The following is a 24,596-nucleotide window of genomic DNA, read 5'->3' as shown; positions in this document are numbered from 1 at the left end:
ACGGATGAGCGAGACGGTAATGAGCACCGGGGGATCGGAACAGGGCAAACGGGCTGAGGATGCGCAGGCATCAGCGGCCGGATCCTCCTCCGACCCTGCGGCAGAAGAGGTCAAAGCCCCGCTGACTCCTCTGGAGCGAATTCGAGGATGGCGCCAGGACTACCAGAACCAGGTGGGATTGACTCCTCTGGAGAATGTATCGCAGCTGGCCGCGCAGATGGACCTGACACATGCGCATCCTTCAGGCATTGCACAGCTTTTCGCCAGCGGTCAGGTTCATCTGGATGCGCTCTTCCGAGACCGCGGCATGCTGCGCGCGGCCCACCGGCGCATGGAGCGGGTCCTGGACGATCAGGCCGCCAAAGAGCGTGCCAGCGGTTTTGCCCAGCTCTCCATGGTGGTGGGAGTGGCTGCCTGGCAGGGGCGCGACATGCCTGTTCTGCTCTACCCCGTGCGTATTGATGAGGGCAAACAGGGAACCTCCAGAGCCTCCATCAGATTCACAGGCAAGGTGGATCTTAATCCTGCCTTGATCTCGGCCATGCGCGAGCGAGGCATCACCCTGGATCCTGACCGCCTGTTTTCCGCCTCCCATTATCAGGGCGGCACACCAGAAACTTCATCGCTGTTCAAGGATATGACGGCCCTGATCACGCCGCATATCAGCGACTTCACCATCGAACGGAAAATTGTCCTAGGGTGTTTCATCGAGCCATCGGCCCAGCTGCTTGGTGAAAGCCTCCGGATTCTGGACCGGATGACCGCCGGGTCCACTGGCAACGATCTGCTCGATGCTTTGGCAGGTGATCAGGAAGCCTCCGAGCGGCTCAAAGGCGGATCTGTGCCTGACTACAGCCCCTTCGATGCGGATCCTCACAGCGAATTCGAGTCCGGAGATGTGGACAACCGGGTCCGTTATGCAGCCCAGCTGGTGGCGACTGGTCATAGCGTGATTGTGGATGAACAGACCGGCCGCCACAGCGCCGACGACGCTTTGGCCATTGCCTCGCGTTGCGTCACCGCAGGCAGAACAGTGCTCTATGTACCTTGTGTGGTGGAGGAGAAGCGGCGCTTTCAACATCGTCTGGATGCTGCCGGGATGGCGGACATGGCTCTTGACCTGACCGACGATCAGCTGGGCCGGGTCCTGGACCAGCGGCTGATTGATGCGGTGGGATTCAAACCCGGCAAGGCCAGTGAACACTTCGATCAGGTGGCTGACGAGCTTGTGGGTGTCCGTTCCCGGCTGACCCGTTATCTGGGCGATCTGCATGGGGTGGATTCCAGCTGGGGGGTTTCGGCCTACCAGACTATTCAGAATCTGGCCAACATTGCCAACATGCCTACGCATCCTGCCACCCGTGTCCGTTTGGGTGCGGCCACTGCCCACAATCTGCAGCCCGAGTTGAATGCCTGGGCCGATAAGCTGGAGAGGGCTGCCGAGCTGGGCGAATTCGTCATCGGTCCACAAGATACTCCTTGGTTCGGCGCTACCTTGGTCAACGAGAACGAGGCCGTGGACGCTTACTCCCGTGTGGTTCGTCTTCTGCAACGACTTCTGCCGGACACCCGTGAGCAGGTCAAATCTACTGTAGAGACCTGCGGATTCCCTGTGCCGGCCACCGTCAAGGATTGGGGGCGGCAGGTGGTGGTCCTCAAGAACCTTCGTAGGGTCCTGGATGTCTTCCAGCCCTCCATCTTCGAGCGCGACATTCCTGCCATGATTGAGGCCACCAAGGCCAAGGCTGATCGCAAAGCTAGTGGCACCAATCTGGGATTCTGGGAACGTCGACGCCTGGTCAAGGAAGCCAAGAGCCTGCTCAGGCCCGGTGCCCAGGTCGAGGATCTGCATGAATCACTGGTGGTGGTCTCCAAGCAGGCCGAGCAGTGGCGGACCTTCGTCCCCCACGGCGGCTGGCCGGTCCTGCCACCCAAGCTGGACGTCATCATCGACACTCAGGAATCCCTGATCCGTGACATGACGGCTCTGGACACCGTCTTGGACTCGACTCCGGCTGGTGGCGATCTGGAGACCATGGACTTCAACAAGGTGGAGGAGCGGCTCAAGGCCCTCTTTGACGACCATACAGCCCTGGATACCTTGCCTGAACGCTGTGCTTTGGAGGGTGAATTTAACAAGGCGGGTCTGGAGGGCCTGGTCCAGGACCTGCGCAACCGCCAGGTTGAAGGTAAGGCGGTACGGGCCGAGTTGCAGTTGGCGTGGTGGACCACAGTCTTCGACGACATCATGCGTTCCTCGCAGATCATCTCCAACCAGGACGGTTCCGCCCTATCCAACGCAGCCGACCGCTTCAGCCAGGTAGATGCCGAGCATGTGGCCAGCGTAGGACCCATGGTTGCCCAGGAGAGTGAAAAGCGCCTATCAGAGCTGCTTTTCTCGCGCACACAGGAGGCCAATCAGCTGCACACCATGCTGGCCGGCAACCCCGGTGCCTCTCTTGCCGTCTTTCAACAGGCCCACCCCAGCATACTGTCGGCGGCCAAGCCCATCATCATCGCGACTCCGGCCACGCTGGCGACCAGGACCAATCCGACACAGCTTGCTGATACGGTCATCATCGATGCCGGGGCTCATATGCCTTCCATTCAGGTCCTGACCGTGCTGGCGCGTGCCCGGCAGGTGGCGGTCATCGCCCACCGCCCCACCATCACCTCGGATGGCCTCTTGCAGCTGGTCGATCATCTGGTTCCAGTCACCGTCAAATCACGGCCCTCACGTCGTTCCATTCGGCTGGATGCTTTCCTGAAAGATCACGGCTATGGGGATCTGTCGGTACCTGTGCCAGATTGCCGGGAGCCTGGCAGGGTGACCCTGACCCGGGTGGAGGGCGCTGGCGTCCCGGTCATGGCCACCGGGCTGGTCGAGTCCAGTCAACAGGAGGTTGCTACCGTTGTTGACATGCTCAAGCGCAAGGCCGGATCCTTCTCCCTAGTGCCGAACAGTTATCTGCTGACTGTGGTCACCCTGTCGGCAACCCACCGCTCCAGGCTCGGCGCTGAACTCAAGTCGGCAGCTGCCAAGGATAGGGTTTTCGCCAAATTCCTGCGGCACGTACGCATTGTCGGCATTGACGAGGTCTGCGGTGCCCGGGCCACGGACGTGATCCTCACTCTGGGCTTTGCCAAGACCACCCACGGCCGTCTTCTGCAGCAGTTTGGCGACCTGGAAGGCGAAGGAGGCAAGGGCATGTTGCTGGATACTCTGGTCCTGCCGGATCGGAATCTGGACATCGTTGCGGCGTTTTCCGCTGATGATCTTGAGAACGACCGCATTCACCAGCCCGGGCCGCGTCTGCTCAAGGATCTGTTGACTTGGGTTGAGCATCCCGATGCTGAACCTGCTAGGCCCGAGCAAGCCGAGCAGTCCACCAATGTGCTCTTCCGGGATCTGGCCCAACGGCTGCGGACCCGGGGGCTGGATGTAGCCCTGGATTATGGGTACGAACAGGCGCCCCGAATCCCGTTGGTGGTTGGGCTCAAGAACAAGCCCTATGCTCTGGCCGTGTTGACCGACGATGCCGAGTTTATGCACACCCAGTCCACCCGGGAACGTCACCGGTTCACCACCGAGGACTTGCAGTATCTTGGCTGGTCGGTCATGACGGTCTGGAGCGTTTCGGCCTTTGTCAACCCCGATAAAGAAGCCGATAGGATCGTCGCTCGCCTTGCTGATATCTACCAGCAGGCGCGTTGATGGCAGATGATCAGCTAGACCGGGGAAATCAGACTGGTGAGCCTGCAGTTTCACGCCGACGTCGGCATCGCCGGGTGGTTCGCCCAGGCACGGAACGGTTCGATGTTGACGGCATCGAGGAGGATCCTCAGGACCAGGTCTGTACGCAGGATCGTCTTGACGGGGATGACCGGCGGATCCTGGGTGAGCTGCCGCCGCATTGGGGACTCTTCCCCAACGAGCGTGGCGACTGACTGCTGGTTCTAGTTCTGTCCTGTGGGCATACCGGTTCCGGAATCTTGGCCGTCTGCGCCTGTTGACTGGTGGATGTCGGCGGCGATCTGGCGCAACAGCTGCAGGCTCTGGTCCTGGGGGCTGGGTGCGTTGGGCTGGTCCTTGATGCCCGAGGCCGCCCTGCTCAGTTGCCGCAGCTTGTTGATGGGCATAATGATGCAGAAGTAGACAGCGATGGCGATCAAGAGGAAGTTGAGCAGGGCCGTCAGAATGGCACCGAAAGAGATGGTAGCGTTCCGGTAGCTGATGGTAAGGAGTCCCGACAGGTCTGGTTTGCCGAAGATCATGGCGATCAGGGGGCTGATCAGATTGTTGACGATGGAGTTGACCACGCTGGTCACCGCTGAACCCATGACCACGCCCACGGCCATATCCACCATGGATCCGCGCGAGATGAACTGTTTGAATTCGCCCAGCACGCCCTTGTTGCTGATCTGCGAGATCTTGTGCACTGCTTCGGCGGTATCCTTGGCCGCCACCTGATTGATCGAGGCCATCCTGTATCCTTCCGTAGCTGATGTGAGGCATGGAGCGCCCATGCCTACTTCCTCCTCCATTATCGCGGGCCCAGGATGGTTTCGGTTTTCCGACATGATTGGAGGGTGTCGGTACAGAAGCTCTGTCGGGGCGGATGGCAATAACTGGGGTGGATGGATCCAGCGATAATAAGAGTAGAGCCTGACTGGCGGCCAAGGCGAAGACAGCCTGGGATCCTTGCTGGACTTGGTTGCCCTCTCGCTCTTCTGGGTCGGATCGATTTTTGGCGATGGTCTGCGCCGGTTGTAGCGCCAGTGCCTGCTCGGCTATTATGCAGTGTCCGCCGCCTGACGCCTGCTCGGGAGTCGGCGTCTGTACGTCGTTGACTTGCTGACCATGGGGAAGCCGTAGCATCCCATCAGAACCTGGTCGGTCTTGTGTAGAGGATGGTGGCAGAGAACTGTGTTGAGCAGAATGCGAACTGGCGGCGGCGGGGCAGTTCCCCGAGGCCAGCAAATTCACCTGATCGCCAGCCTGAAGGTCGCCAGGATCATCTGCAAGACGGACGGTTACCGGAGTGGTCCCGGGTGGCTGTGCCGGTCGGCTGCTGATCATGGCCGTAGTCAGCGGTTGCCCTGTGTGGAGGCTGATCATCAGCCGCCGCCCACGTACTTGCCCAAATGAGGAGATCAGGCCGGGCAGCCGCTCTCTGCCATGCAGGATCCGCGTTTCAACCATGTCAGGATCGATGGCTGAACCGCGTGGAATAGGCTGCGCGGCGACCAGTATAGATAGGCGGCCCTGCGCCTGAACCAGGATCTGTAGAGTGCAGAAGACTGCCAGCCCCAATGCCAGGGCGGCTCCCACACGCCGCAGCTTAAAAAGCCGCCGTCGGCGGGTCAGGGAACCGGCGACAGCTGAGGGCTTGTCCTTATTGGTGAAGATTGAAAAATCGACCATGCCTCAAGCCTGCCAGAAACTTGGCCGGCGTATTGGTCCGCATGGTCGATGTGGTCGAATGTGCCTCTGGTTCTACTTGCTGCTTGTGGAGCTTGAAGAGGAGGACGAGGCTCCGTCGGTCCGGTAGAAGCCATGGCCCTTGAACTCGATAGGCACTGCGGAGAAGACCTTGCGGACCTGCTGCTGCCCGCACTTGGGGCAGATGGTGATGGGTTCGTCGTTGAAAGACTGCTCCTTGGTAAAGTCGTATCCGCAGTTCTTGCAACGATAATGATAGGTGGGCACCGTTCTTTCCCTCCGCTGATGGTCGGTTCGCGCGACGATTGGTCCAACACCCAATATCCTAGTGGTGGCTTCGACCAGAAGAATCGGCACCTGGCCTCTCGTCAGTCTTGTTCATCACCATTATGGTCCGCTCCGGGCCTTCGTGATAGACCTGCGGCTGTGGGCGTGAAACCTTTGGGCGTCAGGACGGCATCCACAGGAAGATCATGGTCCAGATGGGGCAGAGGAGCTTCAACGAATTCGCCGGGCCAGCAGATGCCCACCACTGTGGTCTGTTCAGCGCGCAAGGCCAAAGCCCGGTCATACCAGCCGCCGCCCCGACCCAGACGAATGCCGGTATGGTCGATGGCCAGTGCCGGCACCAGGATCAGATCAGCCTGATGCAAAGCCTGCGCTGGCAGTGCCGGCATATCGGGTTCGTCCGGCCGCCAGCCGGGAATCCGCTTCATGCCATCCAGATCATGCTCTGATTGCAGGCATCCCCAGCCTACTTGGGTGCCCGTGCCCAGCATGGGAATGAGCACCTGGTATCCCCGGCCCAGCAGAAGGTCAAGACTGGGGTCCATGGCTATCTCCCCCCGAATGGAGGCAAAGGCGGCCACGGTCAGGCTCTGGTCGCTTCGGGAGCGTTCGACTCTGGGGAGCACATGGTCGGCCAGCAGATAGGCCAGCTTGCGGCCCGCATCCAGGCATTGGGCTTGATCGATGTGCCTTCGGTCTTCAAGCAACCGGCCACGCCGATCCTGCTTGTCCATGTCGATGCGTGCCTGCTCGTTCATGTTCTCAGTTCTACCAGTAGGGGCTCTCCCGGATGGACACCTGTCTGTCTCAGCTGCTGTTCGGTGAGAACATGGAATCATGTCGGTTCTGCATACCTTCCGTCAGGTCTGGCAGGGTTCCCGGGCCCGCTCGGGCCATGCCCTGAATCTGCCTGATCGTCTGACCCCGCCCCCAGGCCATGGGGACTTCCTGCTTAGACCCATCCGCGAGAGTGATCAGTCAGCATGGAACGCGGTTCGATGGAGGAATCGTGATTGGCTGGCCCCATGGGAATCGGGGGATCCCCGCCACGGACCTGGCATGACCTATGCCCAGTGGATGCAGGAACTGGAGCGTGCCCGGCAGGAGGGCACTTCGGCGGTATTCCTGATGGAGTTTCATCAGAGCATCGTAGGGCAGATCTCCCTAGGCGCTATCCGCTATGGGTCCATGTGCACGGCAGTAGCGGGCTACTGGGTTGACCAGGATTGGATCGGTCACGGATTCGCGCCCCTGGCCTTGGCCATGGTGGCGAATTGGATCTTCAAGGATAGGAACGGGCCTCATCTGCACCGTTTGGAGGTGGCGATTCTGCCTGAAAACCAGCGGTCCCTGCGTGTAGTACAAAAGCTGGGCATGGAGCCGGAGGGGCTGCGTCGCAGCTACATGTATGTAAACGGACAGTGGCGGGACCACCTGACCTTTGCCTGGATCAGCGACCAATTCGATCCAGATCTGCTGGCCCGTTTATGAACCCCTGGGGCAGACATGGTCGACACGCTGGGTTTGACTTGCCGCTTGGGGCATACCGTCAACTAACGTAGTACCTATGGTTTATGAATCACTCAGCAGCATCATGGTTTTGGTGATTGCAGTGATTCTGGTGCTGGGTTGGCTGCCGTTTCGCACCGTCAAGGGCATGAAGCGGGCCTCGGAGCATCGCCAGGACAGGCTTTCCACCTCCCTGCACATGGTGGGTCGGGAAGACGGCATGAGGTTCTGCGACAGGCAGTCGAGGACGGTGAAAGGGTTGGTCATGCAGCAAGGGCAGCAGGATGGCAACCGGCTGAGTCAGGCCCAGCGCATCAAGCAGATCAGACAGTTGCGCCGCGCGGCCATACGCCGTCGTCGCATCCTGGTCGTTACCCTGTTGGTCATCACTATGCTGGTGGCTGGGCTCTCTTACCCTGTAGGTTACAGCCCATGGTTCACTTTGATTCCTCTGGCCTTGGTGATAGTGGTGTTGGCAGCCGGCGCACATGCTTCGGCCCAGGCTAGGACTTGGGAGCGCAATTTGGCCCAGCGACGTGCTAGGCAGCGTCGTCAGCAGGCGGCCAGCCTGACTAAGAGCAAGACCTCCGGCAGGCCTGTGCAGGCCAAGAATGAGGGCCGCACGGAAACTGCCACAGATGTGCTTGACCAGGGTGAGATTCGTCAAACGCTGGCTCAGGCCAAGGCTGATCAGCAGGCAGCACTCAAGGCCAGGCAGCACAATTCCACCAAGCCAGCAAAGCCGTCAGCCGGCACCAGCAAGGCTAAGGGTTCGGCCGGGTCCGTAAAGCCGAACGAGAAGACTGCTGCTCAGACCGGACATACCTCGAACAGGCAGCCCGTCACCAAGAAGACCTCTGAACAGACCCCAGCCAAACAAGCGGCTTCTCAACCGGCGGCTTCCAAACCAGCAGCTGCCAAATCTTCAAAGGCCCAAAAGGCTGCCTCCAAATCTGCTACGCCCAAGTCGCCAATGGACAAATCCGCTGCCTCGAAGTCTGCAGTCCGGCCGACTTCTTCACACTCGATGCCTGCCCAATCCGCCGCTGCCCATTCAGGCAAGTCCGGATCGGTTTCTGCGTCTATCGGCAAAGAGCACCAGGCCTCGTCGGATCAGGCCTCCAAATCCGCGGCATCGTCGTCCTCGGCAAAGGCCCAGGAGGATGCCACCAACGAACTCGAACGCATCAATCCCTCTCCGGCCTTGGATGCTTTCGACATGGCGGCAGGCCAAGATCTGATTTCCTTCTCCCTGGGATCGGCCCGCGGCGAGGAAGCGGACAAGGACGGCAAGAACAACGAAGATGAGGGTCCCCACAGCCTGGAGATCAAGTCAACCCGACAGGTCTCCGTGGCCCGTCCCCCCGAAAAGAAGCAGCCCGATCAAAAGAAGGCTCAGAAGAAGGCCGATGGGCGGCCCGACGACTTCCATGAGAGGGAGATGCAGGCCCAGGTCGAAGCGCCTGACCGTAGCGAGAACTCCCTGTCCATCGGCGTGGAGGCCATATTGGCCCGGCGTCGTCCGTCAGCCAAGTCCTGAGGGGCCAATCGACAATCCATCTTTCACCACCAGCGTTAGCACTCAAGTTGGCAGAGTGCTAATTTCGCGCTACTATGACTTGTAGCGCAAAGGAATGCGTGGTGAGTGTTCGTCAGCCTCTCATCGACGTTCCGGCGTGGGTTCATTGGCTGTTCTCACAAGATGTAGGAGGTCCACAGTGTCGATTTCACTCACACCGTTGGAAGACAAGATCGTCATCAAGCAGGCTGAGGCGGAGACCAAGACCGCTTCCGGGCTGGTCATTCCTGATACCGCCAAGGAGAAGCCCCAGCAGGGCGAGGTGCTGGCGGCAGGCCCTGGCCGTCGTGACGACAAGGGCGAGCGCATCCCCATGGATGTCAAGGTTGGCGACAAGGTTCTGTACTCCAAGTACGGCGGCACCGAGGTCAACTACGGCGGCGAGGACTATCTGATCGTGTCCGCGCGCGACGTTCTGGCCATCCTCAAGTAAAGAGGCGGTGGATTGGTGGCCCCTGGTCCTGCGGAAGGACCGGGGGCCATTTGCGTCTCGTCAGGACCGTGCAGCGGACCAGATGCCGCAGGGACATGTGCTGGCAGCTAGCATGGTGCCCATGTACTATCGTCATCGCGCCAGCATTGATTCCCTTCCCGGATACCGGCAGGGCAGCCCGGCACCAGCCGTTCCCGGGTTGACCAGTTACAAGATCTCAAGCAATGAGAACCCCTATCCGCCCTTGCCCGGTGTGCTTCAGACCGTCTTCGAGCAAGCCCTGGGCCATTTGAACCGCTATCCGGACATGCATGGCACCCGTCTGGTAGAGCGGCTGGCCAAGCTGCACGGGGTCGATCCAGCATGCATTCAGCTGGGATGCGGATCCACTGAGGTCATCACCCAGCTGGTTGACCTGGTGGCTGGTCACGGCGATCAGGTGGTCTATCCTTGGCGCAGCTTCGAGGCCTATCCCATCATCATCACCATGGCCGGCGCCACCGGGGTGCCTGTGCCCCTGGATAAGCAGGGGCGTCATGACATCGAGGCCATGATCGCCGCGGTCAATGACCACACCAGACTGGTCATTATCAACAATCCCAACAACCCGACTGCGACCAACGTCGATCGCGATCAGGCCGAACGGCTCCTGCAAGCCCTGCCCGCAGACCTTCCGGTGCTCTTTGATGAGGCGTATATACAGTTCAACGACGACCCTGATCGAGCCGATGGGTTGACACTTATGCGCGAGCATCCCAATGTGATAGTGGCCCGGACCTTCTCCAAGGCCTATGGACTGGCTGGTCTGCGGATCGGATACGCCGTGGCAGCGGAGCCGATCATTGCCGGCATGAACAAGGTGGCCCTGCCCTTCGGTGTCACCGATGTGGCCCAAACAGCGGCAATGGCCAGCCTGGACGCACAGGATCGCCTGGCCGAACGGGTCCAGGCACTCAAGCAGGAACGGGCCAGGATCCTGGCTGGTTTGCAGGAGCAGGGGTGGAAGATTCCTGAGCCTCGGGCCAACTACTACTGGCTGCCTCTGGGCCAGGCCGCCGCACAGGCTGATCAGCTCTTCCGCGACGCAGGCTTGTCGGTCAGGACCTTCCCCGGCGAGGGCATCCGCATCACTGTGGGGGAGCGGGAAGCCAACGACCGGGTCCTGGAAGTTTGCGCTGATCTGCGTCGGCAGGGTTTACCGCAGGATCCGATTGCTGACTGAAGGCCGCATACTGCCGCGAGCGTAAATGCAAATAATTGCCGTCTCCGTCCTTGTCTGGAATGTCACAGCAAAGGCTGTTTTGCTCCTGTGAGCTTGTGTCGTCTTGGATAAACCTATATATTGTGGTTGGCTGGCCAAGCTTATCCAATATATAGTGTTTATCAAGGAGCAACAGTCACTATGTCCTCAGCAGATGTGGATCGGCGCGATCCTCCCGATGGTGCCTCCAAGCTGGTGTACTTCTCCAGCGTCTCCAACAACACCCACCGCTTTGTGCAGCGGCTGGGCGTGGAGGGGCCCATCCGCATCCCCCTGTATGAGCGGCGCCAGCCCATGCCCATTATGGATGCGCCTTACCTTCTGCTGGTGCCCACCTATGGCGGCGGGTCAGCCAAGGGGGCCGTGCCCAAGCAGGTCATCCACTTCCTGAACAATCCGGTCAACCGCGGACTGATCCGCGGAGTCGTCACCTCGGGCAACCGGAACTTTGGCAGCGCCTATTGCGCAGCCGGCCCGTTGATAGCCCGCCGGTGCGGCGTCCCTGAGCTCTATCGCTTCGAGCTGCTGGGCACTTCGGAGGATGTTCAAGCGGTCAGGGCCATCCTGGCCGGAATGGGAGTGCAGCTCCAGCAGCAGTCGACTGATTCACGAAAGGCGGTTTTGTCATGAGCCAGCAGGAAAGCACCAAAGAGAGCGCCAAGTCAGAGGCCGGCGTCTATGCCGACGACGAGATGATGCGCCAATCCATCACCCCGCCCCAGTACCGGGTCACCCCTGAGGCCAGGATTCGCCCGGTCAACTGGAACAAGATCACCGACGAGAAGGATCTGGAAGTTTGGAACCGCCTGGTCTCCAACTTCTGGCTGCCCGAGAAGGTGCCCCTGTCCAACGACATACCCTCCTGGAACACCCTGACCGATCACGAGCGCCAGACCACGGTCCGCGTCTTCACCGGACTGACCATGCTGGACACCACCCAAGCCACCATCGGCGAGCTGGTACAGATCGATCACGCCCGCACCGAGCAGGAGCAGGCCATCTATACCAATATCGCCTTCATGCAGTCGGTCCACGCCCGCTCCTACTCCTCGGTCTTCTCCACCCTCTGCTCCAGCGAGGAGATCGACAAGGCCTACCGCTGGGCCGTGGCCAACGACGTCCTCCAGGAGCGCGTCCACACGGTCCTGCACGAGTATGTCAGCGAGGATCCCCTGAAGCGCAAGGTGGCCTCCACCATGCTCTCCTCGCTCATGCTCTATGCGGGCTTCTATCTGCCCCTTTATTTCTCCAGCCATGCCAAGCTGATGAATACGGCCGACATGATCCGTCTGATCCTGCGTGACAAGGCCATCCATGGCTATTACTCGGGCTACAAGTATCAGCGTGGTCTGGAGGAGAGGACCCAGGCCGACCAGGCCATGCTGGAGAAGTTCACCAATGATTTGCTGGACAAGCTCTACGATCTGGAGATGGTCTACTCCGGGCAGATCTATGAGGGCTTCCCCTTTGTCGAGGACGTCTTCGCCTTCGTTCGCTACAATGCCAACAAGGCGCTGATGAACCTGGGCTACCCGGCCCGGTTCGCAGCCGACCAGACCGATGTCAGCTCGGAGATCCTGGCGGCTCTGTCGCCCTCGGCCAACGAGAACCATGATTTCTTCTCAGGCTCGGGCTCCTCCTACGTCATGGGGCACTCCGAGTCCACGGACGACGACGACTGGGACTTCTAGGCCAGTTGGAACCGGTGTGATATTGGGCACAGAAAACCCTATATATGCTCACCGTTTTCTATATCGATAGCACATATAGTAGTTCAGGCTCGCGCTGGGCGGGTTCTGATCGGTCCGTCTTCAGGGCGGGCATCACCGTCAAGACAGGCTCTGGATGGCCTGATCAGGAGGAAGCATGGAGCAACAGCAGACCGCCGGAGCTGATTCGGAGCTCAGCGCTCCCGAGTTCGCCGCCCAGGGTCAGCGTCTGGGGGCCGTGGTCTACTTCTCGTCGGCCTCGCGCAACACCGCCCGGTTCATCGCCAACTGCCATTTGGATGACGAGGGGATCGATGTCTTCCGCATCCCTCTGAGGCCCAAGGACCCGCCGCTCAACATTCGTCAGCCCTACATCCTGATCGTCCCCACCTATGGGGGCGGATCAGCCAAGAAGGCGGTCATGCCGCAGATAAAGCGCTTCCTGAACGACCCGGCCAACCGGGCCGGCATCCGCGGGGTCATCGCCTCGGGCAACACCAACTTCGGGGAGGCCTTCTGCATGGCGGGGGACATCATCTCCCGCAAGTGCAATGTGCCTTTCCTCTATTATTTCGAGCTCATGGGCACCAAGGAGGACCAGGAGAAGGTCCGCAGCGGGGTTGTGGATTTCTTCCGCAACCACCCCGAGTCCTGAGCCTATTTCATTACACGCACTATCACTGCAATACTCATGAAAGGACACCCGATGGGAGCAAACGAGGACACGTCCCTGGCCCTGGATAGGACCGCATCCGAGGATGAGGAGACCTTCGATCCGGCTCACGACTACCATGCCCTGAACGCCATGCTGAACCTGTACGACAAGGACGGAAGGATTCAGTTCGACAAGGACCGCGAGGCCGAGCGCCAGTACATGGACCGGCACGTACGGCCCAACACCATGACTTTCCCCTCCACGGGCGAGAGGATTGCCTACCTCCTGGATCACGAGTACTACGATCGGAAGGTCTTCGAGAGCTACACCCCTGAGTTCCTGGACAGGATCTACAAGCATGCGGCCGAGAGCGGCTTTGAGTTCGAGACCTTCCTGGGCGCCTTCAAGTTCTATACCTCCTATGCGTTGAAAACCTTCGATGGCAAGCGCTACCTGGAGGACTTCCCCCAGCGCTGTGTGGCCGTGGCCCTGGAGCTGGCCGACGGGGATGAGCAGGCAGCTATGAAGTACACGGATGAGATCATCTCCGGCCGCTTCCAGCCCGCCACCCCGACCTTCCTGAACCTGGGCAAGGCCCAGCGCGGCGAGCCGGTCTCCTGCTTCCTGGTGCGCATCGAGGACAACATGGAGTCCATCTCCCGCGGCGTCAACGCCGCCCTGCAGCTGTCCAAGAGGGGCGGCGGCGTGGCCCTGCTGCTCAGCAACCTGCGCGAGATGGGCGCACCCATCAAGCACATCGAGAACCAGTCCAGCGGCGTGGTCCCGGTCATGAAGCTCCTGGAGGATTCCTTCTCCTACGCCAACCAGCTGGGTGCCCGCCAGGGTGCCGGCGCCGTCTACCTGTCGGCCCACCATCCTGACATCATGCGTTTCCTGGACACCAAGCGGGAGAACGCGGACGAGAAGATCCGCATCAAATCCCTGGCCCTGGGCGTGGTCATTCCCGACATCACCTTCGAGCTGGCCAAGCGCAAGGAGCCCATGGCTCTCTTCTCGCCCTACGACGTGGAGCGGGTCTATGGCAAGCCCTTCGCCGACATCTCCATCACCGAGCACTATGAGGAGATGGTCAAGGACAAGCGGATCCACAAGAAGTACATCGACGCCCGCGACTTCTTCATGACCCTGGCCGAGATCCAGTTCGAGTCCGGCTACCCTTACATCCTCTTCGAGGACACGGTCAACAAGGCCAACCCCATCGACGGCCGGATCACCATGTCCAACCTCTGCTCGGAGATCCTGCAGGTCCAGGAGCCCAGCACCTATTCCGAGAACCTGAACTATGAGCATATCGGTCGGGACATCTCATGCAACCTGGGATCCCTCAACATCGCCAAGGCCATGGACGGCGGCCTGGCCGACACGGTCGAAACCTCGGTCCGTGCCCTGACCTCCGTCTCTGACCACACCAACATCGAGGCCGTCCCCTCCATCAAGCGGGGCAACGACGAGGGCCATGCCATCGGCCTGGGTCAGATGAACCTCCATGGATTCCTGGCCCGCGAGGGCATTCACTACGGATCCGAGGAGGGGCTGGACTTCACCGACATGTACTTCATGACCGTGGCCTACCACGCCTACAGGGCCTCCCATGCCCTGGCCGTGGAGCGGGGGAAGGCCTTCGCCTCCTTCGCCAAGTCCGACTATGCCAAGCCGGCCGGCCAGGGGAACTACTTCGACAAGTACACTGAGGGCAGCCGTTCCCTGGAGCCCAGGACCCAGCGGATCAAGGACCTCTTCGACCAGTACAAGGTCCACATTCCCACGGTTGAGGACTGGAAGGAACTCCAGGCGGCCATCCTCAAGGACGGCATCTACAACCAGAACCTCCAGGCCGTCCCCCCGACCGGGTCCATCTCCTACATCAACCACTCCACCAGCTCCATCCACCCGATCGCCTCCAAGATCGAGATCCGCAAGGAGGGCAAGATCGGGCGCGTCTACTACCCGGCTCCCTACATGACCAACGAGAACCTGGACTACTTCGAGGACGCCTACGAGATCGGCTGGAAGAAGATCGTGGACACCTATGCCGAGGCCACTCAGCATGTGGATCAGGGACTCTCTTTGACCCTCTTCTTCCCCGACACAGCCACCACCCGCGATCTGAACAAGGCTCAGATCTACGCTTGGCGTAAGGGGATCAAGACCCTCTACTACATCAGGATCCGCCAGCAGGCGCTGGAAGGCACCGAGGTCGAAGGCTGCGTCAGCTGCATGCTTTAAGGCACGTGTCCTAAGGCATATGTAATCCAAGGTCGGTGCCGTCTTTGAGGGCGGCGCCGACCCTTTGGCATCCACGTCCACAGGTCGGGTCCGTCCATGCGGTAGACTGACGGTCCTGTCATGATCCGCTTTGCACTGTCGAAAACCTATCCAACAAGGAGCAATCAACCATGGTCCCACCCATTTCCATTCCCCGGCAGCCGCTGAAGCTGATCGACCGGGTCTCCGCCATCAACTGGAACCGTCTGGAGGACGAGAAGGACCTGGAGGTCTGGGACCGTCTGACCGGCAACTTCTGGCTGCCCGAGAAGGTTCCCGTCAGCAATGATCTGCCCTCCTGGCAGGCCATGAGCGAGGAGGAGCACACCCTGACCATGCGGGTCTTCACCGGTCTGACCCTTCTGGACACCATCCAGGGGACCGTGGGCGCCGTCAGCCTGATCCCGGATGCGCTGACCCCCCATGAGGAGGCGGTCTACACCAACATCGCCTTTATGGAGTCGGTCCATGCCAAGTCCTACTCCTCCATCTTCTCCACCCTGGCCTCCACGCCACAGATTGACGCCGCCTTCGAGTGGAGCGAGCACAACGAGTTCCTCCAGCGCAAGGCCCAGATCGTCCTGGACTACTACGAGGGCGACAATCCCCTGAAACGCAAGGTGGCCTCCACCCTGCTGGAGTCCTTCCTCTTCTACTCGGGCTTCTACCTGCCCATGTACTTCTCCAGCCATGCCAAGCTGACCAACACGGCTGATCTGATTCGCCTGATCATCCGTGATGAGGCCGTGCACGGCTACTACATCGGCTACAAGTACCAGAAGGGGCTGGCCAAGGTCTCCGACTCCGAGCGTCAGGCCATGAGCGACTACACCTACGAGCTCCTGGGCGACCTGTACGACAACGAGGTGGAATACACCGAGAGCCTGTACTCCGGGGTGGGCCTGGTGGAGGACGTCACCAAGTTCCTGCGCTACAACGGCAACAAGGCGCTGATGAACCTGGGCTATCCGGCACTCTTCCCCTCGGACAGCACCGACGTGAATCCGGCCATCATCGCCTCGCTGAGCCCCAACGCCGACGAGAACCACGACTTCTTCTCCGGCTCGGGTTCCTCCTATGTCATGGGCAAGGCCGTGGAGACGGACGACGACGACTGGGATTTCTGACCTGTCTGTCCCGCTCTGACACGGAAGACACGATGTCGGAGCGGGACTTGCGGAAAACGAAAAAACATGTCATTATAGGCAAGTTGCCGTACGGAGCTCCGGTTCTAGTGCGACATGGCGGATTTCCCAAGCGGTCAAAGGGAGCTGACTGTAAATCAGCCGCGTAATGCTTCAGAGGTTCGAATCCTCTATCCGCCACGCCTCGGTAGCTCAGTGGCAGAGCACTTCCTTGGTAAGGAAGAGGTCGTGAGTCCGATTCTCACCCGAGGCTCTCTGGCGGGGTAGCTCAGCTGGCTAGAGCGTACGACTCATAATCGTAAGGTCAAGAGTTCGAGTCTCTTCCTCGCTACTGTGGCCGACATACGTCGGTCGTGCAACGACTATAGAGGTGAACCATGGCAAAAGCCGCAGATATCCGTCCTGGCATTACGCTGGCGTGCACCGTGTGCAAGGAGCGTAATTACATTACGACCAAGAACCGTCGTAACACTCCTGACCGTCTGGAGCTCAAGAAGTTCTGCCCCCGTTGCGGCAAGCATACCCTGCACCGGGAGACTCGCTGAGTTCTTCCCATCTTTTGGCTTCATCAGGACCCGACCATTTGGTCGGGTTCTTCTTTATGCAACTCTGCATATATGTCTGCTCCGTATTATCTGGGGATATGTTGGGAGCAGAATGAGTTTTGCGATGTAGAGGACGCCGCTTTTAGAGCGTGTTCGGGTAGGCGGCTGCAAAGGCCTGATCCAGGTCGGCGACCAGGTCATTCGGGTTCTCCAGACCTACGGAGATCCGAATCAGGTCGTCGCCCACACCAGCACTGAGACGGTAGGGGCCCGGAACCTCCCTGTGGGTGATCCTGGCCGGGTCCACAATCAGGGTGCGACAGTCGCCGATGTTGGGCATGTAGCTCATGAGATGCACCGAGTCCACGATGCGCTTCACCTGCTCATAGCCCCCTTTGACCTTGAAGGAGAGGATCGTGCCGACGCCCTTGGGCAGCAGGGTTGATGCCAGGCGGTTCTGCTGGTCCGCATCGCCTTGGTGCCGACCTTCGGGAATGCCCGAGTAGTTGACCTGTTCCACCTGGGGAATGGTCAGCAGGTGGCGGGCCAGGATTGCTGCCGTCTTTACCTCGGCGGCGACCCGCTGGGCCAGGGTCTCAAGGCCGGTCAGTTGCAGGTAGGCGGTGAAAGGACTCATGACCGCCCCGAAGGTGTGCAGGTATTTGGTATGAACCCTGTGGAGGAAAGCCATCTTGCCGAAGGCATCAAGAAAGCTGAACATGGACCCGTGCCGCTCGTCGCTGATGATCAGTTCGGGCTGGCTCATTTGCGGGAATCGGCCGTTGCCCCAGTCGAACCGTCCTGCATCCACGATGACCCCGCCCAGGGCGTTGCCGTGGCCGCTGATTCCCTTGGTGGTCGAATGGACGACGATGTCGGCACCGAAGTCGATCGGGTTGAGCAGGTACGGCGTGGGCACTGTATTGTCGATGATCAGAGCCAGCCCATGCCGATGGGCCAGGTCGGCCAGGCCGGGAATGTTGGCTATGGCTGTGGACGGATTGGCCACGGACTCAGCGAAGATGGCCCTGGTGTTGTCCTGGATCAGGGATTCCACCTCGTCAAGGTCGTTGATGTCGTCCACAAAATCCGTTTCGATGCCGAAGTTGGGAAAGAAGGTCTTCATGGCATCCACCGAGGTCCCATAAAGATCGACCGGGGAAATTAGTCTCCCGCCGCCTTCGGCTGCGCACATGAGGGCTGACGACACGGCTGCCATCCCTGAGGCCATGGCCACAGCCCCCTTGCCCCCCTCCAGGCTGGCCAGGCGATCCTCCAGGACCTTGACTGTGGGGTTGGCCAGGCGTGAGTAAGAGAACCCTTGAATTTCGCCGGCGGCCAGTGCGTCTCCCCGGTCGGCAGTGATCATGTCAAAGGCGGCCGACTGGTAGATAGGGACGCTGGCCGCGCCTCCGCCCAGGCTTTGACAGTCATAGCCGTCATGGACGGCTTTTGTTGCGAATCCTTTGCTCATGCGGGTGTCTTCCTATGCTTGTGTCCGGTTGTGAATCTTTCGCTAGCCCACCATCGAATCGTTTTTTATGGTCCCGGGCAAGGCTCCGCTCATAGGTGTTCCTTATCGCCCGCTATCGGGAGGTTGCCTTGCCCAGGTATGCCTGGCGGACACGTTCATCATTCAAGAGCTTTCGGGCAGGCCCCTCCAGACGGATCAGGCCGTTCTGCAGCACGTACCCGTAGTCGGCGATGGACAGGGCCAGCTCGGCCTGCTGTTCGACCAGAAGAATGGAGATGCCCAGCTGGTCGCGAAGGGAGACGATCTGTTCCAGTACCTGGTCGACCAGTTTGGGCGAGAGGCCCATGGTTGGTTCGTCCATGCATATCAGCCGAGGATGGCTCATCAGGGCCCTGCCGAAGGCCAGCATCTGCTGCTCGCCTCCTGAGAGGGTGCCGGCTTGCTGCCTGCGGCGTTCAGCCAGGCGTGGGAACCGCTCATATATAGCATCCAGATCCTGTTCAATCTGATTGCGTTCCCTTTGGGTGAAGGCGCCCATGCGCAGGTTCTCCTCCACGCTCATGGCCGCAAAGACCCTTCTCGCCTCAGGGACCGAGGCGATTCCGGAACGGACCCGGTCCTTGGTGGGGGTGTGGGTGATTTCCCGTCCATCCAAATGGATGGTCCCCTTCTTTGGAGCGAGCAGGCCCAGAATGGTCTTCATGGTTGTGGACTTGCCCGAAGCATTGCCGCCCAGAAGGGAGATGATGCCGCCTTGGGGAATGCGCAGACTGACATGATCCAGGGCCTTGACCGGGCCATAGCTCACATCGATGGCATCCAGGGAGAGCAATGTTCGATCCTCTTCGGTGGTTGGCTCCCCCTCACTGTCATTATGCGCCTTGGTTTTGGCTTTTAGCCCGGTTCCTGCACTACCGTGATCCTGCCCATCGACCTGTTCTGCAGCGGTGACCGGGGCCAGGGCGTTCTGCCGGGCCAGGACATTCGCCTGCCCGTTCATGGGGGTCTCGTTGCGGGGTCTGCGGTCGCCTAGATATGCGGTGATGACGCGAGGATCGGCACTGACCTGCCTGGGAGGTCCGGAGGCGATGATCTTTCCGCCGTCCATGGCGATGACCTGGTCGCAAAGCGCTTCGATCAGATCGATCTTATGCTCGACCAGGAGCATGGTCTGCCCGTGGGCCTTGAGCTCCAGAAGCTGTTGCAGCACCTCGGCCGTCTCCGACTGGTTCATTCCTGCCGTGGGCTCGTCCAAAACCAGAATGTCGGGGGAGCTGACGTGTGCTCTGGCTATCTCTGTGCGTCGCCGGTTGGCGTAGGAGAGTGTGTAGGCGGCCTGGGTTCGGTGTTCTTCCAGGCGCTCGCTGAATCTGTCGATCTCGGACTGGACGGCCTTGCGCTCCACGACCGCCTCCCTGCGGCAGGCGGGACCGGGCACCAGCGTCAGCCAGGTCTGCGTCAGCAGGGGAATCCATCGCAGGATGGGCCACTTCTCCAGACGGCGAAAGGGCCTGCGGGCCTCCAGGCGCCTATGGAATCCTACGGCCACGTTCTCTTCAACGCTCATGGTCGGAAAGACCCTGCCGTTCTGGAAGGTGCGGGACACCCCCTGCTCGGCTATGTCCGTGGCGGGCAGGCCGGTCACGGTGCGTCCCCTCAGACTGATCTGGCCCGAGTCGGGCTTGAGAAAGCCGCAGACCAGGTTGATGGTTGTGGACTTTCCTGATCCGTTGGGGCCGATAATGCCTATCACCTGGCCGGGTGCCAGGTCCATGTTCACGTCGGCCACTGCCTGCAGTCCCTGGAAGCTCTTGCTCAGATTTCGTACGCTGAGTAGGGGCTGATCGGGACTGTCGCGTACAGGTTCGGTATTGTGTCGGCTGCCCGTCATCATGCCCTCCTTTTGATTGAGAACAGACCCTGTGGTCTGCAGATGATAAAGATGATCAGGACGAGTCCGTAGGCCATGATTCTCACCTCGGGCAGGATACGCAGCAGTTCAGGGGCCCCTACCAGGATCAGGGAGCCGATCACAGCTCCGGTCGGGGACTTCATGCCACCCAGGACGATGATGGTCAGAATCAGGGTCGACATGGTCGGGTTGAAGAGGGTCGGGTCGATATAGGTGTACTGGTGCGCCAGCAGGGCCCCAGAGATACCTGCAGAACCGCATGCCAGGGCGTAGGCCAGCGCTTTGTAGGCCCCGGTCCTGATCCCCAGGGACCAGGCCGCTTGCCCGTCTTCGCCGATGGCCTCGAAGACGTGGCCCAGATGTGAGGACCTGATCCGGGAGGTCACTGCAAGAACCAGAAGAAGGATGACCAGATCCAGCAAATACTGCATCTGCTGGGTGTCGAGCGGCTTGCCCAGGAAGGTCGGCAGGGGAATGCCCTGCAAACCTAGGGAACCTCTGGTCAGAGGCTCACAGATGCGGATGATGGCGACCATGACTGCTCCCACCCCTATGGTGGCGATAGCCACATAGTGGCCACTGAGCTTCCATACAGGGAATGTCAGCAGGGATGCAGCAAGCGCGGCAATGATGGCCGCTGCTAGGAGGGAGAGGGTGAAGGGCCAGTGCATGCGCATGGTCAGCAGGGCCGAGGCATAAGCTCCCACGGCCACAGGTCCTGCCAGTCCTAGGATGGTCTGACCGGCCGAGCCCGAGATCAGCGTCAGACCCACTGCAGCAATGGCATAAATAGTCACCTGGGTCCCGATGCCGGCCATGTGGTCGGAGAAAATGAAGGGAGTGGCCAGAGCGGCTGCTGCAAGGCCGAGGTTGGCCCAAAGCGGCAGTCGGATGGGTCTGGCGGCTTCCGGGAGGGTTCCGGTCATGGGCTCCTTGCCCATGTCCGCCTTGCGCCCCAGGAATCCTGAGGGCTTGAGGATCAGAACCAGCAGAAGGGTGCCGAAGGTGATCAGGTCGTGCACGCCATCGCCGAAGAGTCCTACTCCGATGGCTTCAGCCAAACCCAGCACCAGGCCCCCGATGATGGCTCCGGGGATGGAGCCCAGTCCGCCGATGGCAGCGGCCACGAATGCTGTCATGCCGATGGTGCTGCCGTCCATGGGGTTGATGTTCGTCTTGAACAGGCCGATGAAAATTCCTGCGATGCCCGCCAGAATCGACCCGATGACGAAAGCTATGGTGCGAATGGAGGTGACCGGCACTCCCATTTGCAATGCAGCCTGGGAATCCTGGGATGTGGCCCTGATGGCCTGGCCGGTCCTGCCGTATGTCAAGAAGGCCCAGAGTGCAACCATGCTGGTCAGGGCGACAAGACCCATGACCAGGTCGGAGGTGCCGAAGCTGATGCCCAGCGCATGCAGGTTGTGGGTAGGCAGCAGCTGGGGAAAGGGCCTGGTCTGGGAGCCGAAGATCAGCTGCATCCCGTTATCCAGAACCTGCCCTACGCCCACAGTTCCCAAGAGAGCAGCGATTGGTTGTCTACCTTCCAGCGGAGTGATGACCAGGAGGTTGGTGACCAGGCCGACAAGGCCTGTGACCAGAACGACGGCCAGAATGGTGGGGATGAGTCCCCAACCCAGGGAGGAGCCCACCCACCAGGCCGTCATCATGCCAACCGCCACCAGTGACCCTTGTGCGAAGTTGGCCACATTGGTCACTCCGAAGACCAGGGACATGCCCACGGCGGCCAGGGCGTATACGCCGCCGTGGATGAATCCGGAAAAGAGCGTCTCGACCATGATCGTTGCTTACTTCTCGATCTGTTTGAATTTGCCCTGATCCACCTGAAGGAGGATGGGCTGGATCACATCCGCCCGCCGGTTTTTGGCATTGAACTTGAAGGTGCCGCCCTGGCCTTGATAGAGCGGGAAGTCTTTGACCTTGGTCAAGGCCTCCTGAATGCCCTGCCTGGTGGGGCTGGTCTTTTCACCCGCGTGGGCCAGGTCCATGATGGCCTGGTAGGCCGTGACTTCGAAGTTGCCGGGGACGATGTGGTACCGGTCCTCGAAGCTCTTGACGAAGGCCTTGGCCTTGGGATCCTTGGTGCCGGTTGCCGAGAAAGTCCCGGTGATGATGGTTCCTTGGGAGTTTGCCCCCGTCAAGGAGAGGAACTCCTTGGTCTCCTGGCCGCCGAAGAAGGGTCCCTTGTAGTCCAGCTTGTCGCGGAGGGTATTGAGAACCAATGCCCCGTCTGGTCCGTAGCCGATGTCCACCACAGCATCAGGGCCAGCGTTCTTGGCCGGAATCAGTATTGGCGTCAGATCAGTGGAATCAGGCAGGTAGGAGGACTGGTAAATGATCTGCACCCCTTGTTTGTCAGCGGCGTCTTTGAAGTGTTGGAATGATTCCTTCCCCCAGTCGTTTTCCAGATAGACGACGGAGACCTTCTTCGCTCGTTTGGATATCGCCTCGGCGTTGACTTCCTGGTAGGTCTTATCTGATATCTGGGGCGTCCAGACATGATCGCCGGATTTGGTGAACACCGGGGAGGAGTTATTGAAGCCGTAATGGACCAGTCCGGCCTGCTGGAAGATGGGCGATGCAGCAGATGATGCTGGCGAAGAGTAGTCGCCCACAACGGCGATGACCGACTTGTCGGCAGCGATCTTGGGGGCGACAGCGGCATCCTGCTTGGCATCTGATTGAGTGTCGTAGTAATCGATGTCCAGGCGTTTGCCCTGTATTCCGCCCTTCTTGTTGATCTGGTCCTTGGCCAGGTCGAAGCCCTGCTGGAACATCTTTCCGTACTCGGCGTAGAGACCGGTCTTAGGGTAAATGGCAGCAATGGTCACATGGTCAGACGATCCTGCGGAGGAGCCCTTGTCGCCCCCCAATCCGCAGGCCGACAGCGCCCCGGCCATGGCCATGGTGATCATGAGGGCAACCATTGCCCTGATGGTGCTGTGATGCTGATGGTGCTGCTTTGAGGTGATGGCCATGATGTCTCCCTTGGGGTTTGGCGGTGGATGTCGGTGGGATTGTTTGTGGTTTCAGAGTTCCTAGGAGGCCCGGGTTCCGCTCAGAACGCGCAGGGCCTCCTCGTCGGCAGGCGTCGGGATGGTGCATGAAGGTGCCAGGAGGAAGGGACGGCCTTGGCGGGCCTGGATGGTCTGGTCCAGTTCCTCGCGGATCTGGTTCACGTCGCCGCCTGGGTTGAAGAGTTCGAAGTCGGCTCCGCCTACGGGTACGGCAGGAAAGTCGGTGCTGATTTCAGGATTGCCAGGGCGGAACTGATCCCAGTGGAGAAAATTAGGATTCAGGTCGGTGAATTCTTCAGGGTGTGCATCCTCCCGGCAGGTATGCACCAGGACCAGGGCTTCCGGATTGGCCTGTCTGACTGCCCGGATCACGATCCGGTCATAGGGCTTGGCCCATTCCTCCAGTTGCGTCTGGTTGAAGTAGCCATGGCTGGCCAGGCCCGTTTCGGCGAAGAAGATGCCGTCCAGGCCTGCCCCGCCTTGCTCCTTGGGGCTGACCAGCAGGGTTGCGTAGTCGGCAAGGGTCCGGGCGATGTTGTCCAGCGCTGACTTGGCCGCCTCGGGCTGGTCGAAGATCAGAGTCTGTCTGTTCACATCCCTGTCGTCCTCTTGCACAGAGCCCTGCCCATCGGGATAGAGGGGAAGATCAGCCAGCAGAAGGAGGACCGAGAGCGGGGAGAAGACCGTGTCGATGACTGCTCGGTCCTCCAGGCCGTCTCGGATGGCCCTGGCGGCCTGGATCTGTTCTTGGAGGACCTTATTGGTTTCGGGGTCGCGGTAGTCGATGCGGGCGATGTCCCCTGCCTCCTGGATGGCTGTACGGACGGTGTGCGGGACCAGCCAATCATAGTGGTCCTTGTCGTAGACTGCGTCCCAGACCTCGGCATAATATATGGCCCGCGGATTGATCTTGACCCAGTCCCAATCCCACTTGCGGACGAAGTCCAAGGTGGCTGCGGCAAAATTCTCGGCACCGTATTCGTGTCCGATGTGGTGCTGCCAGGCGGAGGTCAGCCAGGCTCGGTTCCCCTGGCCATGGGCTATCTGGTGGAACTGGGTTCTTCTGTCTTCTGTCATTGCATTCTCATTTCCTGGTGCGTGTCCTATGGACGCCCGATCAGGTGTCCACGTGTTCCCGGTACCCTTCGTCCGGAAACCGGGCTTTGGAGATTCCTCTTTCCAAAGCTCTTGTCACATAAAACCCTCCAGGTAGCAGGCCGGTCAACGACCTGGCATATAGGTAATATCTATTGCCGCTAATCGTCCCCTGGCCTTGCACGGGTCTTGCAAAAGCTATAGGAAAACCTGATAAGGATGGG

Annotated in this window: 20 protein-coding genes, 3 tRNA genes and 1 pseudogene; 15 read left to right on the top strand and 9 right to left on the bottom strand. The window is 60.2% G+C overall.

What is annotated here, in order from left to right; all coding sequences use genetic code 11:
• Positions 1 to 4 precede the first annotated feature (4 nt).
• Both ACUIAI_RS06505 and ACUIAI_RS06500 read left to right on the top strand, forming a co-directional pair.
• A complete protein-coding gene (locus tag ACUIAI_RS06505) occupies positions 5 to 3,715 on the top strand; it encodes a helicase (RefSeq protein ID WP_445341901.1) in 3,711 nt (1,236 codons plus the stop codon).
• A complete protein-coding gene (locus tag ACUIAI_RS06500; protein WP_254478290.1) occupies positions 3,715 to 3,948 on the top strand; it encodes a hypothetical protein in 234 nt (77 codons plus the stop codon). The genes ACUIAI_RS06505 and ACUIAI_RS06500 overlap by 1 nt, the downstream gene beginning before the upstream one ends.
• A gap of 9 nt (positions 3,949 to 3,957) precedes the next feature.
• Here the strand turns inward: ACUIAI_RS06500 and ACUIAI_RS06495 are convergent, their stop codons facing one another.
• From ACUIAI_RS06495 to ACUIAI_RS06480, 4 genes and pseudogenes are all read right to left on the bottom strand, one after another.
• Positions 3,958 to 4,368: an MscL family protein gene (locus ACUIAI_RS06495; RefSeq protein WP_445342833.1), complete on the bottom strand. Its 411-nt coding sequence runs from the start codon at positions 4,366 to 4,368 to the stop codon at positions 3,958 to 3,960.
• Between the two features lie 718 nt (positions 4,369 to 5,086).
• Positions 5,087 to 5,425 (bottom strand): annotated as a pseudogene (locus ACUIAI_RS06490) (SAF domain-containing protein); the annotation flags it as partial.
• A 72-nt stretch (positions 5,426 to 5,497) separates the two neighbouring features.
• Positions 5,498 to 5,710, bottom strand: a complete 213-nt coding sequence (locus ACUIAI_RS06485) for an FmdB family zinc ribbon protein (protein ID WP_198187461.1) — start codon at positions 5,708 to 5,710, stop codon at positions 5,498 to 5,500.
• 101 nt (positions 5,711 to 5,811) lie between these two features.
• Positions 5,812 to 6,489, bottom strand: a complete 678-nt coding sequence (locus tag ACUIAI_RS06480; RefSeq protein WP_254478292.1) for a 5-formyltetrahydrofolate cyclo-ligase — start codon at positions 6,487 to 6,489, stop codon at positions 5,812 to 5,814.
• 79 nt (positions 6,490 to 6,568) lie between these two features.
• Here ACUIAI_RS06480 and ACUIAI_RS06475 point away from each other — a divergent pair, with 79 nt between their 5' ends.
• From ACUIAI_RS06475 to rpmG, 13 genes are all read left to right on the top strand, one after another.
• Positions 6,569 to 7,222 (top strand): GNAT family N-acetyltransferase, encoded by a 654-nt coding sequence (locus ACUIAI_RS06475; RefSeq protein WP_445341900.1) that lies wholly within the window; start codon positions 6,569 to 6,571, stop codon positions 7,220 to 7,222.
• 76 nt (positions 7,223 to 7,298) lie between these two features.
• The gene (locus tag ACUIAI_RS06470; RefSeq protein WP_445341899.1) at positions 7,299 to 8,780 is read left to right on the top strand and encodes a hypothetical protein; all 1,482 of its coding nucleotides are present in this window, start codon (positions 7,299 to 7,301) and stop codon (positions 8,778 to 8,780) included.
• 178 nt (positions 8,781 to 8,958) lie between these two features.
• A complete protein-coding gene (gene groES / locus ACUIAI_RS06465; protein ID WP_015022393.1) occupies positions 8,959 to 9,252 on the top strand; it encodes a co-chaperone GroES in 294 nt (97 codons plus the stop codon).
• 121 nt (positions 9,253 to 9,373) lie between these two features.
• Positions 9,374 to 10,474 (top strand): histidinol-phosphate transaminase, encoded by a 1,101-nt coding sequence (locus tag ACUIAI_RS06460; protein WP_445342832.1) that lies wholly within the window; start codon positions 9,374 to 9,376, stop codon positions 10,472 to 10,474.
• A 180-nt stretch (positions 10,475 to 10,654) separates the two neighbouring features.
• Entirely contained in the window at positions 10,655 to 11,143 is a 489-nt protein-coding gene (nrdI, locus tag ACUIAI_RS06455; RefSeq protein WP_445341898.1) for a class Ib ribonucleoside-diphosphate reductase assembly flavoprotein NrdI, read from the top strand.
• Positions 11,144 to 11,208: 65 nt separating this feature from the next.
• Complete coding sequence (gene nrdF, locus ACUIAI_RS06450; RefSeq protein WP_045925134.1) at positions 11,209 to 12,204, top strand: class 1b ribonucleoside-diphosphate reductase subunit beta; 996 nt, start codon at positions 11,209 to 11,211, stop codon at positions 12,202 to 12,204.
• Between the two features lie 175 nt (positions 12,205 to 12,379).
• A complete protein-coding gene (gene nrdI, locus ACUIAI_RS06445) occupies positions 12,380 to 12,877 on the top strand; it encodes a class Ib ribonucleoside-diphosphate reductase assembly flavoprotein NrdI (RefSeq protein WP_445341897.1) in 498 nt (165 codons plus the stop codon).
• Positions 12,878 to 12,928: 51 nt separating this feature from the next.
• Positions 12,929 to 15,124: a class 1b ribonucleoside-diphosphate reductase subunit alpha gene (gene nrdE, locus ACUIAI_RS06440; RefSeq protein ID WP_445341896.1), complete on the top strand. Its 2,196-nt coding sequence runs from the start codon at positions 12,929 to 12,931 to the stop codon at positions 15,122 to 15,124.
• Between the two features lie 170 nt (positions 15,125 to 15,294).
• Positions 15,295 to 16,290 carry a class 1b ribonucleoside-diphosphate reductase subunit beta gene (gene nrdF / locus ACUIAI_RS06435; protein WP_015022387.1) on the top strand — a complete coding sequence of 332 codons (996 nt, stop codon included), beginning with the start codon at positions 15,295 to 15,297 and terminating at the stop codon, positions 16,288 to 16,290.
• A gap of 116 nt (positions 16,291 to 16,406) precedes the next feature.
• A tRNA-Tyr gene (locus ACUIAI_RS06430) sits at positions 16,407 to 16,488 on the top strand.
• A gap of 1 nt (position 16,489) precedes the next feature.
• Positions 16,490 to 16,561 (top strand) — tRNA-Thr (locus ACUIAI_RS06425).
• Between the two features lie 4 nt (positions 16,562 to 16,565).
• Positions 16,566 to 16,639, top strand: a tRNA-Met gene (locus ACUIAI_RS06420).
• 46 nt (positions 16,640 to 16,685) lie between these two features.
• Positions 16,686 to 16,853, top strand: coding sequence for a 50S ribosomal protein L33 (gene rpmG, locus ACUIAI_RS06415; RefSeq protein WP_015022386.1), 168 nt, complete (start codon positions 16,686 to 16,688; stop codon positions 16,851 to 16,853).
• Between the two features lie 142 nt (positions 16,854 to 16,995).
• Here the strand turns inward: rpmG and ACUIAI_RS06410 are convergent, their stop codons facing one another.
• The 5 genes from ACUIAI_RS06410 to ACUIAI_RS06390 form a co-directional block, all read right to left on the bottom strand.
• The gene (locus ACUIAI_RS06410) at positions 16,996 to 18,327 is read right to left on the bottom strand and encodes an O-acetylhomoserine aminocarboxypropyltransferase/cysteine synthase family protein (RefSeq protein WP_445341895.1); all 1,332 of its coding nucleotides are present in this window, start codon (positions 18,325 to 18,327) and stop codon (positions 16,996 to 16,998) included.
• A 112-nt stretch (positions 18,328 to 18,439) separates the two neighbouring features.
• Positions 18,440 to 20,221, bottom strand: coding sequence for an ATP-binding cassette domain-containing protein (locus tag ACUIAI_RS06405; protein ID WP_445341894.1), 1,782 nt, complete (start codon positions 20,219 to 20,221; stop codon positions 18,440 to 18,442).
• Complete coding sequence (locus ACUIAI_RS06400; RefSeq protein WP_445341893.1) at positions 20,218 to 22,038, bottom strand: ABC transporter permease; 1,821 nt, start codon at positions 22,036 to 22,038, stop codon at positions 20,218 to 20,220. The genes ACUIAI_RS06405 and ACUIAI_RS06400 overlap by 4 nt, the downstream gene beginning before the upstream one ends.
• Before the next feature lie 9 nt (positions 22,039 to 22,047).
• A complete protein-coding gene (locus ACUIAI_RS06395) occupies positions 22,048 to 23,238 on the bottom strand; it encodes an ABC transporter substrate-binding protein (RefSeq protein ID WP_445341892.1) in 1,191 nt (396 codons plus the stop codon).
• Between the two features lie 60 nt (positions 23,239 to 23,298).
• Positions 23,299 to 24,354: a uroporphyrinogen decarboxylase family protein gene (locus ACUIAI_RS06390; RefSeq protein ID WP_445341891.1), complete on the bottom strand. Its 1,056-nt coding sequence runs from the start codon at positions 24,352 to 24,354 to the stop codon at positions 23,299 to 23,301.
• Between the last annotated feature and the right edge of the window lie 242 nt (positions 24,355 to 24,596).

Source organism: Bifidobacterium sp. ESL0827 (assembly GCF_052606685.1).
This window is presented reverse-complemented; position numbering and strand designations above follow the sequence as displayed.